The sequence below is a fragment of the Enterobacter mori genome (assembly GCF_025244905.1).
GTDB classification, from domain to species: Bacteria; Pseudomonadota; Gammaproteobacteria; order Enterobacterales; family Enterobacteriaceae; genus Enterobacter; species Enterobacter mori_A.
Map to the genome: position 1 here is coordinate 2,356,011 of NZ_CP104285.1, position 12,343 is coordinate 2,368,353.

The 12,343-nt window shown below is 56.2% G+C and carries 12 protein-coding genes; 3 read left to right on the top strand and 9 right to left on the bottom strand.

Annotation, left to right across the window (positions count from 1 at the left end):
• The first annotated feature begins 63 nt into the window (after positions 1 to 63).
• Together N2K86_RS11175 and N2K86_RS11180 are read left to right on the top strand one after the other, a co-directional pair.
• A complete protein-coding gene (locus N2K86_RS11175) occupies positions 64 to 351 on the top strand; it encodes a VF530 family DNA-binding protein (protein ID WP_221550101.1) in 288 nt (95 codons plus the stop codon).
• A 7-nt stretch (positions 352 to 358) separates the two neighbouring features.
• Positions 359 to 1,651, top strand: coding sequence for a glycoside hydrolase family 10 protein (locus N2K86_RS11180; protein ID WP_260661581.1), 1,293 nt, complete (start codon positions 359 to 361; stop codon positions 1,649 to 1,651).
• Between the two features lie 44 nt (positions 1,652 to 1,695).
• On the opposite strand, the gene dsbG is transcribed toward N2K86_RS11180, so the two are convergent.
• Genes dsbG through N2K86_RS11195 form a run of 3 tightly spaced genes read right to left on the bottom strand, consistent with a single transcriptional unit; the run spans position 1,696 to position 3,493 of the window.
• Entirely contained in the window at positions 1,696 to 2,472 is a 777-nt protein-coding gene (dsbG, locus tag N2K86_RS11185; RefSeq protein ID WP_260661582.1) for a thiol:disulfide interchange protein DsbG, read from the bottom strand.
• Between the two features lie 41 nt (positions 2,473 to 2,513).
• Positions 2,514 to 3,074: an RNA polymerase sigma factor gene (locus N2K86_RS11190; protein ID WP_260661669.1), complete on the bottom strand. Its 561-nt coding sequence runs from the start codon at positions 3,072 to 3,074 to the stop codon at positions 2,514 to 2,516.
• Positions 3,075 to 3,079: 5 nt separating this feature from the next.
• On the bottom strand, positions 3,080 to 3,493 hold the full coding sequence (locus tag N2K86_RS11195) for a hypothetical protein (protein WP_260661583.1): 414 nt from the start codon (positions 3,491 to 3,493) through the stop codon (positions 3,080 to 3,082).
• Positions 3,494 to 3,960: 467 nt separating this feature from the next.
• On the opposite strand from N2K86_RS11195, the gene N2K86_RS11200 reads away from it, so the two are divergent.
• Entirely contained in the window at positions 3,961 to 4,140 is a 180-nt protein-coding gene (locus N2K86_RS11200; RefSeq protein WP_260661584.1) for a hypothetical protein, read from the top strand.
• Positions 4,141 to 4,170: 30 nt separating this feature from the next.
• Here N2K86_RS11200 and N2K86_RS11205 read toward each other — a convergent pair whose 3' ends face one another.
• From N2K86_RS11205 to N2K86_RS11230, 6 genes are all read right to left on the bottom strand, one after another.
• Complete coding sequence (locus tag N2K86_RS11205; protein WP_260661586.1) at positions 4,171 to 5,721, bottom strand: methyl-accepting chemotaxis protein; 1,551 nt, start codon at positions 5,719 to 5,721, stop codon at positions 4,171 to 4,173.
• A 98-nt stretch (positions 5,722 to 5,819) separates the two neighbouring features.
• Positions 5,820 to 6,836 carry a LacI family DNA-binding transcriptional regulator gene (locus N2K86_RS11210; RefSeq protein ID WP_260661587.1) on the bottom strand — a complete coding sequence of 339 codons (1,017 nt, stop codon included), beginning with the start codon at positions 6,834 to 6,836 and terminating at the stop codon, positions 5,820 to 5,822.
• A 28-nt stretch (positions 6,837 to 6,864) separates the two neighbouring features.
• Positions 6,865 to 8,271: a sucrose-6-phosphate hydrolase gene (locus N2K86_RS11215; protein ID WP_260661588.1), complete on the bottom strand. Its 1,407-nt coding sequence runs from the start codon at positions 8,269 to 8,271 to the stop codon at positions 6,865 to 6,867.
• Positions 8,271 to 9,641 carry a sucrose-specific PTS transporter subunit IIBC gene (locus N2K86_RS11220; RefSeq protein WP_260661589.1) on the bottom strand — a complete coding sequence of 457 codons (1,371 nt, stop codon included), beginning with the start codon at positions 9,639 to 9,641 and terminating at the stop codon, positions 8,271 to 8,273. The genes N2K86_RS11215 and N2K86_RS11220 overlap by 1 nt, the downstream gene beginning before the upstream one ends.
• A 67-nt stretch (positions 9,642 to 9,708) precedes the next feature.
• Entirely contained in the window at positions 9,709 to 11,226 is a 1,518-nt protein-coding gene (locus N2K86_RS11225) for a carbohydrate porin (protein ID WP_260661590.1), read from the bottom strand.
• Between the two features lie 172 nt (positions 11,227 to 11,398).
• Positions 11,399 to 12,289 carry an aminoimidazole riboside kinase gene (locus N2K86_RS11230; protein ID WP_260661591.1) on the bottom strand — a complete coding sequence of 297 codons (891 nt, stop codon included), beginning with the start codon at positions 12,287 to 12,289 and terminating at the stop codon, positions 11,399 to 11,401.
• Positions 12,290 to 12,343 lie beyond the last annotated feature (54 nt).

Genomic DNA, 12,343 nt, shown 5'->3' on the forward strand with positions numbered 1-12,343 from the left:
TGCTTTCTTGTACCCTTTCACCGATAACCCTTCCCCCATAAACATTGAGACATCCGGACGCCTATGACTGCACACATTTCTAACGATCCTTTGCATGGCGTAACGCTGGAGATGATGGTCAACGCCCTGGTGGCGAAATATGGCTGGAGCGAACTGGGCGACCGCATCAAAATTAACTGTTTCAGAAAAGATCCCAGCGTTAAATCGAGCCTGAAATTTCTGCGCCGTACACCGTGGGCGCGCGCAGAAGTCGAAGCCCTGTATCTGGATTCCCTCAACGATGAGGTAAGCACAGAGCAGGAAGCGCCCGCCTTTAATCCCTGGGCTAACAGTCGGATTATCAAGAGCTAAAACGCAAATGACGCGACACGTAAAACGGATTGGTGCGCTGGCTGCCTGCGCACTTTTACTTGTGAGTTGCTCCTCAACACCACCTAAATCACTGGTTACCCCTCTCCCCACCGCGAGCAAACCGACGCAGCAGGCGAACGAGCCGATGCGCGGGATTTGGCTGGCGACCGTCTCTCGTCTCGACTGGCCGCCGCTGGCATCGGTGAATGGCCGCAGCGCTGACCAGCGTATTGCGATGCAGAAGCAGGCGCTGACGGACAAACTCGATAAGCTGAAAAGTCTCGGGATTAACACCGTTTTTTTCCAGGTTAAGCCGGACAGCACAGCGCTGTGGTCATCTAAAATCCTGCCCTGGTCGGATACCCTGACGGGAACCATTGGGGAATATCCGGGCTACGATCCGCTCCAGTTCATGCTGGATGAGGCCCACAAGCGCGGTATGAAGGTTCACGCCTGGTTCAATCCATACCGCGTATCCACGAACACCAAACCCTCGACCATTGCCGCGTTAAACCGGACATCGTCACTGCACCCTTCCAGCGTTTACGTACAGCACCCGGAATGGATCCGTACATCAGGCGATCGTTTCGTCCTCGATCCGGGCATTCCGGAGGTGCGTGACTGGATAACCCAGGTTGTGACCGAGGTAGTGAGGCAATATGCGATAGACGGCGTGCAATTCGACGACTATTTCTACACGGAAACGCCCGGGTCGACCCTGAATGATGCCTATACCTACAGGCGATATGGCGAGGGATTTGCCTCAAAAGCAGACTGGCGACGTCACAACACGCAAGAATTGATCGTGCAGGTCTCCCGTGCGATTAAACAGGCAAAACCCAACGTTGAGTTTGGTGTGAGCCCGGCGGGCGTCTGGCGCAACCGCTCCTTTGACCCGGCAGGCTCTGACACGCGCGGTGCTGCCGCTTATGATGAATCCTACGCCGACACCCGCAAATGGGTTCAACAGGGGTTGCTGGATTATATCGCACCGCAGATCTACTGGCCCTTCGCTCGTGACGCCGCGCGTTATGATGTACTGACCAAATGGTGGGCTGACGTGGTGAAACCGACCCATACCCGCCTTTACATCGGCATCGCGTTCTACAAAGTGGGGGCACCCTCTAAAAATGAGCCTGACTGGACGGTTAACGGCGGCGTGCCTGAACTGAAGAAACAGCTTGATTTGAACGATTCACTGCCCAACGTGAATGGCACCATCCTGTTCCGTGAGGACTATCTCAACCAGCCGCAAACACAGGATGCGGTAAGTTATCTCCGTGGGCGCTGGGGTAGCTGAGTGGGCAAACGCGGGCAGGAACACGCCGTTACTGCCCGCTCCTATCAGGGTTTTGGCCCGAACATCTCTACCAGCTGTTTCTCGTTCGGCAGTCCCATCACCTGCTGAAGTTCGTTTTCTTCATTCAGATAATAAATCGCCGGAGTGGCATTCCCCCCGAGGCTGTCCATTAATGCCTGGTGCTTCTGCAGGATCTCGACGGTTTCACGCGTCGCCGCAGCGTCTGGTTTAGGCAATTTTTTCCCACCGGAAAGCTCGTACTCTTTCCAGGCCGAGACCGGGTCTTTCGCATTCAGAATAGCTGAGGCGTTACGCCCGCTGTTGGGGTTGAGAAACGCAACCAGCAGCGTATTCAGCTGGACCTTGCCCGCCTTTACCCACGGCTGTGCTTCGGCCCAGAAGGCTTTGCAGTACGGACAGAACGGATCGGCAAAGACGAAGACTTTACGCGGCGCAGTGTCAGCCCCCTCTTTCAGCGGATGCGCTGCATTGAGCTTTTTCCACATTTCACGCCCCATCGGCGCGTAGATCTCTTTCTGGAAATAGCCCTCACTGAGATTTTTTCCCTTTTCATCATACAGATACCCCGAAACCACGTGCTTTCCGTCAGGGGTTAAAAAAAGGGTGACGCCCATGTCCTGGTATTGTCCCAGCCAGGCAGGTGCACCGCCTGGGGCGTCAATCTTCTTGAGGATCTTGATATCCTGCTGCTCACTGAAGTTCTTCACGGCATCAGGCAGCGTCTCTTCCGCTTTGACCCCTCCTGAAACGATCAGAGCAGCAAGTAACAGCACGTTTTTCTTTGCAGGCAATTGAAGCATAACGATCCCTCTAACATATTGTTTTTCAGAGTGGTCGAACTTCAATCCCCTGTCAACGCTTCATAGATATCCTGCAGGCGACTACGCAGAAATCGCACGGCCTTATGCTTGCGGGATAACAACGCCTGCACCGTGTCACCCGTTTCATCCGCCAGCGCTTTCATGCTGTACCCCTGAAGTTCAGTTTTTTCGAATACCTCACGCTGTGACGGCGGCAGTTCCGACAGGGCCTGCTCGAGTTCTTCCCACAGTAGCGATTTAAGATACTCCTCCTCCGGCGTTTGCGGCACGCCGAATAACGTTTCTGCTAACTCCTCTTCGGGGAAATCCTCGTCGTCGTCAGCGGTAAAGTCGCCAGCGAGCGAAACCTCGCGCTTTTTCCGCGCCCGGTCGGTCATCTCATTGCGTGCCGCGCGAAACAGCCAGGCGGCGACGTTCTCCACCGGCTGTTCCACTTTCATCAGCTGATACGTCACTTCCTGCAGGATATCGTCGGCATCATCGCGAACCGCCGTTCGCCCGCGAATGAATGCCTTCAGGCGGGCGCGGCAGGCATTCAGCGCCGAGACCAGTAGCGATTCACCTGCCTCACCGGCTTTCATATCGTTCACTCTGCTTCCGGTGTTTTCGCCGCATTGTCATCGCGCTTCTCATCACGGTGGTCGCGCCAGCCACAATGGCCATGGCGTCCAAACCCAGCGCGGCGCTGCTGAATAAAGGCTTCACGCTGTTCGGGCGTCATGTTCATCCAGCGCTCGTGCATCCGGCGGTGTGCGCCGAACATGCCAGGCCTGAAGCCCAACCCACCGAACAGGATGCGGCTCAATAGCAGAATGCCCAGCGCCTGCCAGAAGCCGATGGCTTTCACGCCGAGGATGGCGGGAAGTAATGCGTTCCACAGGGTCATCACCAGCAGGCCGAGCACGATGAAAATCACCGCGCCGATGATCAAGCCCTTACCCATACGGTGGCGACCTAATCCGCGTCCGTGACCTCTGCCGTGCATATCAAAATCTCTCATGGTGTTTACCTCATTGTCAGTAACAGATTATGGCTTGTGATGAGGTAGACGGATGAGGGTGGGAAATATTGCTGGGGTGAATATAAAATTTCTGGGCTGACGATTTTGGACTCATAGCAGTAATGGCTGGCGGGCGCTATGAGTCGCTTTCAGGCAAATCATCTCGTACGAAGAATTCGCTTAGCCAATGTGATAGCAATGACGGCCAGTATGATTGACAACAGTGCCAGGAAGATGAGCAAGGATAATAGTGGATTTAACAAGCCACCTAAACTGGTGAAGTCACTGATACGGCCGAGTTGCTCGGACGTGCATACACGCAGAATGATTTCAGGGATAATAAGCAAAAATATAATTACGGTTAGGACATAAATCAGAGCACTCTTGCGCTTTCCCATTTTCGATGTTGCTCCTTTCTCAATCATGATCAATGATCATAAGATAATGATACTGCAAGGTTATATAAAATGGCACAAAACTATTTGCAACTTAAAATGCAGTCGAACAAACAGTTAGCTATTGCACTAACAAACTCGCTTCGAGACATGCATGAAGATCATATGGCAACCCTGGAAAAGGTGAAACAGGGAACACAGCGCCTGGTTAGCTACGGTGCATGCTTAATGCCAGACGAATATAGTAGATAAAAGGCTCCCCAGGGAGCCTCCTCCCATCTATCAAGCCTGCACCGGCAATCTAAAACTCGCAATACTCCGCGAAAGCTGCTGCGCCTGCTCTTCCAGCGAGGCCGCCGCTGCGGCAGACTGCTGCACCAGCGCCGCATTCTGCTGGGTCACGCCGTCCATCTCCGTAACGGCCTGGCCAACCTGCCCAATCCCTCGGCTCTGCTCTTCCGAAGCAACGGAAATCTGTTCCATCAGCGTATTCACTTTATTTACCGAAGAAATAATCGAATCAATAACGTCTCCCGAGCGGTTAACCAACTGCGCACCGTTCTTCACGCTGGAAACAGACTGCGCGATAAGACTTTCAATGTCCTTCGCCGCCACCGCGCTTTTCTGCGCGAGTGTTCGCACTTCGCTGGCAACAACCGCAAAGCCGCGGCCTTGCGTGCCCGCGCGCGCGGCCTCAACCGCAGCGTTGAGCGCCAGAATGTTGGTCTGGAAGGCGATGCTGTTAATGACGCTGGTAATATCCTCGATGCGCTTCGAGTTCGCCGCAATGGTGTTCATCGTTTCGATCACTTCGCGGGTCACCGCTTCGCCGGTGTGGGCATTTTTCACCGCGTCCTGCACCAGCTTCCCGGCCTGGGATACATTATCGGTATTATTCGCCACCGTCGCGCTCAGCTCTTCCATACTGGCGGCGGTCTGGGTCAATGCAGATGCCTGTTGTTCGGTGCGTGAAGCCAGGTCGATATTTCCGGAAGCGATCTCTTGTGCCGCGTGCGTTACGGTATGGCTCGCGTCGCGCACCTGGGCGATAGTGGCGAGTAGCGCCTGGCGCATCTGCTCCATGGAACCCATCAGATGATCGATTTCATTACCGGCGCTGCCCTTCACGGGCACCGGAATGTCCAGCTTGCCCGCCGCAATCTGGCTGCAGTGTTCACGGGCCAGGTTAACCGGCGCGAAGACAAAGCGTTTCATCAGCAGGCTAACGGCGATAATCACCAGCACAAACAGGCTGGCGATAGCGGCAATCATCACCAGGCCAGAAACAAAGTTGCTGCTCGCATCCTCGTTAAGACTTTTGGCATATTTCTGATGAATGGAAAGGACCTGGTCGAGAACGATCTCGTACTGGCGGTCGAGGCGGGAGACTTCCGGGATCAGCGCGTTAAATTTGGCTACATCGTGCGCCTCTGCGGCCTCGATCAGCGGAGCCAGCCCCTGGTTACGGTAGTTTTGCCAGGCATCCTGATAGGCAGTTACCTGCGGGGCTTCATCCGTCAAACGCGGTGAAGCCATAAAGGTCGCAAAGGCGTGGTCCGCTTTGGTCAACGCCTCTTTCACCGCAGAAAGCCTGGCAGCCTCATCGGCAGTATTGCCCACTTCCATCATCTTCACGTACTCCATCGCCCTGACGCGCAGCGTACGGCTATGGTTGATAGGGTCAATAATGGAGAGCACAACCTGGATCTCTTTGTTCACGTTATCCAGGGAATTATTACTTTTAATGATGAGGCCAACGCTGGTAGCAGTGCTGACAACAAAGAAGAAAAGCAGTGAGAACAGGACAATCAGGGACGACTTCTTCAACGACATAAACCAATACCTCAAGGAAAATTATTCCTTATGGTTATCGGCTATTCCAAAACTAAAATTAATTAAAGTTATTGAAGTATCCCCTTTTCGAAACAGGGCTACTCTGACCCTTTAAAGCGCCGCTGAAGGGTGGCATCCAGCTTCCGCTGCACAGGTTGCGGAGCCTCGCCGTCGATCAATTTACCAATCAGATCAAAGCAGTGCCACGCCAGCTGGCGGTTATCCTGGCGAATGGTATCAACCGGTATCGTCAGCGAATCATACAAATAATGATCGTCAAAACTGGCTAACCTGATATCACTTTGCAACAGGTTATGTTGGCCCATATAACGCAATACCCCTTCCAGCAGGCCACAGGCGGCGGTAAAGAGGGCTTTAGGCGGACGGCCTAAGCGCGCGCAAAGCTCAGCGAACATCTCGTAGCCTGAGCTCGGGTGATAGTTGCCGTGAATGATCCACTCCGGTCGTAACTCGACATTGGCCTCACGTAAACCTTGCTTAAAGCCTTCCAGACGGTCCCGCGTCGGGGAAAGGCGTGGCTGCCCGCCGAGGAAATAAATCTCATCAGGATGCTGGCGGGCGATCTCGGCCACCAGTTCCGCCGTGGGGGTAATCGAATCGGTAATGACCAACGGCAGCGAGCTGTCGTTCATATGGCGGTCAAAGAGGACAACGGGCAGTTGCTCGCTCAGTTTCTGGTAGTCCGCATCATTTAGCATGCTGGAGGCAACAATCAATCCGTCCACCTGGCGCGCCACCATGTTATTGACCACCACGGTCTCCTGCCCCGGATTCTCATCGCTACAGGAGATCAGCAGCTGAACACCCGCCTCGCGGCACAGTGTTTCCAGTTCATGAGAAAAGACGGCAAAACCGTAGTTGGTGATCTCCGGGACCACCAGACCAATGGTGTGGCTGCGGTTATCACGCAGTGAACGGGCGTGAATGCTCGGCTGGTAGTGATGCTCTTTGGCAATCGCCAGAACGCGATCGCGGGTCTCTTCCGCCACCCGAAGCTCTTTGCTGCGTCCGTTCAGTACCAGGCTGGCGGTGGCTTTTGAAACCCCCGCCAGCTCCGCGATGTCTTTAATTGTGACGCGTTTTGTTTTTCTCACAACGACTTAGATCCAGCTGCCAAAACCCCTATTCTATCATGCAGCGGCGCAGCGACCAGTAGCGTAATGTGATGTCGGACGCACCTTCGAAGCGCACCTGAGCCGGATGGGCAGGAAAATAGCGGCTGCTCATCACCCCTTCGCCATGATTGATGAAAATCTCAACGCTGGAACGGTCGCACAGAACGCGTACATGGTTAACGTCGCCCTGCCAGTAGCGGGTCAACGTTTCCCCGTTTTTCAGGCTGGCGCGTTCGAGACGCAGCCCCTTCTCATCCCAGCGAAGGCGCATCGCGCCGGCAAAATCCACATTCACACACGACGTTTCCAGCTCAAACTCAAGACTCGTCGCATTCAGAACGGGCGCATTGCGGGCTGTACCCTGCCACTGACATTCAGTCTCGCGCAGCGTTTCCAGTTCGTGAGCGGGCGTTTGCCACAGCCTGCCGTCGCGATACCGCAGTTCACGCGGGCAGGTCATCTGGTGCATCCAGCCATGGGCGCGCGTCGGCTGGAGCATCTCTTCCCCGTCCGGCACGCCCATCCAGCCAATCAGGATACGCCGTCCGTCTTCCGCCAGCGTGGTTTGCGGGGCGTAGAACTCGAACCCGGCGTCCAGTTCGTATAACTCACCGTGATCAAACGTCGCGCGCTGATAGTCGAATGCCCCACTCATCCAGGTCGCCGGATACGTATTGAGGTAACGATGCGGTTCGCGCGCCAGCCCTTGCGGACAGCAGATCAAAACGTGCGTCCCGTCGAGGGCAAACAGGTCCGGGCACTCCCACATATAGCCTGCGTCCGACAGACCGTTGACGCCGTGACCGGCGATCTCCCCGCAGGAGGTCCAGGCGTGCAAATCGGCTGATGTAAACAGCAGCACCTTGCCACGCTTTTGCAGATCCTGCGCGCCGAGCACCATGTACCATAGACCGTCGTGTTGCCACACCTTCGGGTCGCGCACGTGGCCGGTGTAGCCTTCCGGCAGCGGCAGCACCGGGCCCAGTTTTTTAAAGCTTCCATCCGGTTGTTCGACGGCCAGACATTGCCAGGCGGTGCGGCTGCCGTCGTCAAACTTAACGTTGCCGGTGTAGCACAGCGTCAGCACGCCGCTGTTGTCCACGGCGCTGCCGGAGTAGCAGCCGTTGCGGTCATACTCTTCATCCGGCATGAGCGCCAGCGGCTCATGCTGCCAGTGCAGCAGATCCGCTGAACTCCAGTGTCCCCAGCACTTGTAGCGATGATCGCACGCCAGCGGGTTCCACTGATAAAACAGGTGGTAGCGCCCGGCGAACCAGATAAACCCGTTGGGATCGTTCATCAGCCCCGTCGCCGGCGCGGCGTGCCACTCGGGGTAATGGCTGTCGACCAGCGCGCGCGGCTGGCCCTTCATGACGGCCTGCAATATCGCAGGCCAGCGGGAAGCTAAGGTCATTATTCAGAGTCCGTTTTATATTTCAGCAGCAGCGAGACGGTAAACGCCACGCCGAACGCAATCATCATGCCGATAATATAGTTGAGCAGCGAGCTGGCCTGCACAATGGCCATTCCCGGAATAGCGGTCAGCCCAACGGCGGTCATGTAGACATGGACCGATACCACCCAGGCACCGCCCACCGCACCGCCAATCAGCGCGGCGATAAAGGGTTTTACAAAGCGCAGGTTGATACCAAAAATGGCCGCTTCGGTGATGCCCAGCATCGCAGAGAACGCCGAGGGTAAGGTAATGGCTTTGATTTTGGCATCTTTGGTCTTGAACCATACCGCCAGACAGGCACCGCCCTGCGCCACGTTTGCCATGGCCCAGATTGGCAGCAGGAAGTTAACGCCAATCGACGGGTTACCCAGCAGCCCGGCTTCGATGGCGTGGAAGCTGTGGTGAATACCGGTGATCACAATCACCGAATACAGCCCACCAAACAGCAGCCCGGCCAGCCAGCCCGCGTGTTCAATAAGCGTACTCAGGATAAAGGAGATGCCGTCGCCCAGCGCGCGCCCTGCCGGGCCGATAATTAACAGCGCAATAAAGCCGGAGATCACCACGGTCAGAAAAGGCGTCAAAATCAGATCCAGCGCGTCCGGGATCGCGCGGCGCAGGTTTTTCTCGACGATGCTCATAAACCAGACGGCCAGCAGCACCGGGAACACCGTGCCCTGATAGCCAATCATGGCAATCTCAAGCCCGAAGAAGTTCATGGTGTGGAAGCCGGACGCCACGCCCCAGGCGTTGGTCAGCGCCGGGTGCGTCAGGATCCCGCCCAGCGTGGCCCCCAGATAGGGGTTACCGCCAAACTCGCGTGCGGCGGTGAAGCCAATCAGGATAGGCAGGATGATAAACGCCGCCGAGCTGCACATGTCCAGCATGATGTAGAGCGCGTTGTCCGCGTTAACCCAGCCGTAGGTTTTCACCATCCCGAGCAGCCCCATCAGCAGACCCGAGGCCACAATCGCCGGGATAATCGGCACAAAAATATTGGAGAGCAGACGCGCGATGCGCTGGAACGGGTTGAGCTTGCGCGCCGCGATATCCGCCGCTTCCGACTTGCTGGATTCACCGATCCCCGCCGCCTGAATGAACGCCGCGTAAACCTTGTTGACCACGCCCGTGCCAAAAATTACCTGCATCTGCCCGGCGTTACGAAAACAGCCTTTTACACCGTCGACCTTGCCGATAGCCTGCTGATCGGCAAGCGCGTCATCGACCAGTACCAGACGAAGACGCGTTGCACAGTGGGCGGCGCTGGCGATGTTTTCCTTGCCACCGAGCAGCGGAATAAGCTCACGGGCGATTTGATTAAAATCCATAGATACCTCTGCCTGACTTCTTTTTTATGATGTGCGAAACGCTCCCGCCAGGCGGGAGCGTGATGGGTTAAAACCAGGTTTCCATCTGAACCCCAAAGTTCCATTCCCCGCCAGCGTTGAAGCCGCTACTGCCAAAGGCATCATCGCTGGCGTAATTATCCAGTTTGCTGCTCCAGTCCATCCAGGTGGCAAACAGGCGCAGCTCCGGACGGCTGAAGAAATCGCCGATCTTGCCCGCTTTTAACGTCGGGGCGAAGGTCAGCTTGTAGAAGCTGCCGTTGACCGCATTGCGGTCCTTGTAGCCTTCCGGGTTTAAGTCCATGTACTGATAGCTGCCCTCGAACGCAAGGGCGAAATTCTGCGTGACCTCTTTGATCAGGCGCGTATTCAGGGTGACCCACTCATAGCTGTCGCCTTTCACGTAGCGGTCCTTGCTGCTTTGCGCCAGCACGGCAGGAGCGATATGCCAGCCACCACCGAGAGGCGTGACACCGTAACTTGCAAAGCGCCAGGTATCGGCCTCCGACAGCAACGCGCCATCCGAACCGATGCTTTTGACCTCGGCTCCCAGACCGTGGCCGTAGAGCAGCGCCGTTTTGGCGGAACCTTCACGCAGTCCGTAGAAACTGTCGTTATGCAGGCCGACCAGGGCATGCACGCCGTTGTTCGCCGCATCAGTTTTAATCAGATCGCCGCTGCTGTCTTTACGGTCGTCATTATCCTTGGCCCGTAAGCCGCTGACCATGACCTGGAGCGGACCGGCGAAGTGGTTCATGCTGAGGATGTAGTTCTGAACGTTATTGTCGATCTCCTCTTCGCTGCCAAAGTTACGGCCATAAATCGAGAAGTTGCTGCGCAGGGTCTCGTTCCACTTCACGTCATACACGCCGCCGCCGGTTCCGGCGAGAAACACCACGTCGGAGTCCAGCCAGTGAATGTCAAAGTTATCGCGATCGAATCGTTTACCCGCCCAGAAGGTGCTGCCCTTTAGCGCGCCGGTAAAATCCGGCAGATTTCCCAGCTCGGCAAAGGCCTGACGAATGTTGAGATCGCTGGTATCGGCGGACCAGTCGTTATAGGTCTTCTGGCCATCGGCGAGCATTGCCTTGAAGCGGGTGGTTGCCCCGCTGTCGAGCGTCTGTTTGTGCTCCACGTTCAGCTCAACGTAGGTGTCTGCTTCGTTACCCAGACGCCCTACCGCACCACCGGTTTCCCCGGCTGGCGTCAGGTATGGACCACTTTTACTGCTGGAGGCCGCGTCGTTCATCAGCAGCCCGGAACGGGCGTAGCCGTGGAACTCGAACCCGCTGCTCTGGTCGGCTTTTTTCTCCAGCACCGTCGTACGTTGCGCCACCTCCTGAGTCGTGGTTTGCGCCTGCTGCTGAGCCGCCACCAGCTGCTGCGTTTTTTGTTCCGCCGCCGTGGCGCGTTTCTCGGCAACCTGTGCGCGGGTTTCCGCAGCCTGGAGGCGCTGCTCCATCGCGGCAAGGCGCGCTTCGATACTTGTCATATCCGTTTGGGCACAAACAGAGGTACTGCCGGCCAGCATGCCTATCATCACGGCAAGTCTGCGTTTTTTATACATTTTGTCGCATCCCTAAAAGAATTTATTAAAAGTGCTAAATTGCTAAACCGGTTTAGGTTGCTGATACTAAACCTGTGAAATTTAGATCGGCAACGTTTTTTGCTAAACCGATTTAGTTTGTGTGATCGAGGCGACAATTCAGGCCGCCGACGGGCGGCCATGGGAGGGGAAATTACAGATCGTGATGGTAAGGCAGCGCGGTCATTGCGCCTTTCGCCGTCGTGGCTAACGCGCCGCAGCGCTGCGCGAGTCCGATAACCGGGACAAGTTCCTGACCGGCGGCCAGCCCGTAGAGAAGACCGGCCACGAAGGCATCGCCTGCACCGGTCGTATCGACGCACTCCACGGAGGTTGCCGGATAGTGTTTCACGGCGCCATCATGCCAGGCGATAACGCCCTCTTTACCCAGCGTGACCAGCACCAGACGGGCCGGGCAGCGGCGCATGAGTGACTCCAGCCCGGTTTTTACCTGGGCGTCGTGAGTTAAAAACGTCAGTTCCTCAACGGAGAGTTTGACCACGTCTGCGTGCTGCAAAGCCAGTTCGAGGCAGCGGCGAAGTTCGTTCTCATCAGCCCAGAGATCCGGGCGAATATTGGGGTCGAAACTGACGTAACCGTCCGCTGCTCTGATTGAGGCCATCGCCTGAAACGCCGCAGAGCGGCTCGGTTCTGCGCTTAAGGCGATGGAACAAACGTGCAGCCACTCGCCGTCGCTGAACGACGGCAGATCGGCGGGTTCCAGAAACAAATCGGCGCTCGGGCGCACCATAAAGGTAAATGAGCGTTCGCCATGGTCATCCAGATCGACAACCACCGTGGAGGTGCGATGCGACGGGTCAAGGCGCATCTGCTGCACCTCAACCTGCTCATCAGCTAATATCTGATACATAAATCGGCCAAAAGGATCGTCGCCCACTCTGCCGATAAACGCGCTGTTTCCCCCCAGCCGCGCAACACCAACCGCCACGTTTGCCGGTGCGCCGCCGGGGCATTGCAGTAACCTGCCTTCCCCATCTGGCAGGAGATCCACGACGGCATCACCAAGAACCCAGATCTTTTTCATGTCATCCTCTTTGCTAAACAATGTTAAACCGTTTTAGCTATTTAAGCACAGCCT

What these genes read in the sequence shown, in the direction of transcription:
- N2K86_RS11220 (WP_260661589.1), bottom strand. Translation starts at nt 9,641, where the DNA reads ATGGATTTTAATCAAATCGCCCGTGAGCTTATTCCGCTGCTCGGTGGC.
- N2K86_RS11215 (WP_260661588.1), bottom strand. Translation starts at nt 8,271, where the DNA reads ATGACCTTAGCTTCCCGCTGGCCTGCGATATTGCAGGCCGTCATGAAG.
- N2K86_RS11175 (WP_221550101.1), top strand. Translation starts at nt 64, where the DNA reads ATGACTGCACACATTTCTAACGATCCTTTGCATGGCGTAACGCTGGAG.
- N2K86_RS11180 (WP_260661581.1), top strand. Translation starts at nt 359, where the DNA reads ATGACGCGACACGTAAAACGGATTGGTGCGCTGGCTGCCTGCGCACTT.
- N2K86_RS11195 (WP_260661583.1), bottom strand. Translation starts at nt 3,493, where the DNA reads ATGAGAGATTTTGATATGCACGGCAGAGGTCACGGACGCGGATTAGGT.
- N2K86_RS11225 (WP_260661590.1), bottom strand. Translation starts at nt 11,226, where the DNA reads ATGTATAAAAAACGCAGACTTGCCGTGATGATAGGCATGCTGGCCGGC.
- N2K86_RS11205 (WP_260661586.1), bottom strand. Translation starts at nt 5,721, where the DNA reads ATGTCGTTGAAGAAGTCGTCCCTGATTGTCCTGTTCTCACTGCTTTTC.
- N2K86_RS11230 (WP_260661591.1), bottom strand. Translation starts at nt 12,289, where the DNA reads ATGAAAAAGATCTGGGTTCTTGGTGATGCCGTCGTGGATCTCCTGCCA.
- dsbG (WP_260661582.1), bottom strand. Translation starts at nt 2,472, where the DNA reads ATGCTTCAATTGCCTGCAAAGAAAAACGTGCTGTTACTTGCTGCTCTG.
- N2K86_RS11200 (WP_260661584.1), top strand. Translation starts at nt 3,961, where the DNA reads ATGGCACAAAACTATTTGCAACTTAAAATGCAGTCGAACAAACAGTTA.
- N2K86_RS11190 (WP_260661669.1), bottom strand. Translation starts at nt 3,074, where the DNA reads ATGAAAGCCGGTGAGGCAGGTGAATCGCTACTGGTCTCGGCGCTGAAT.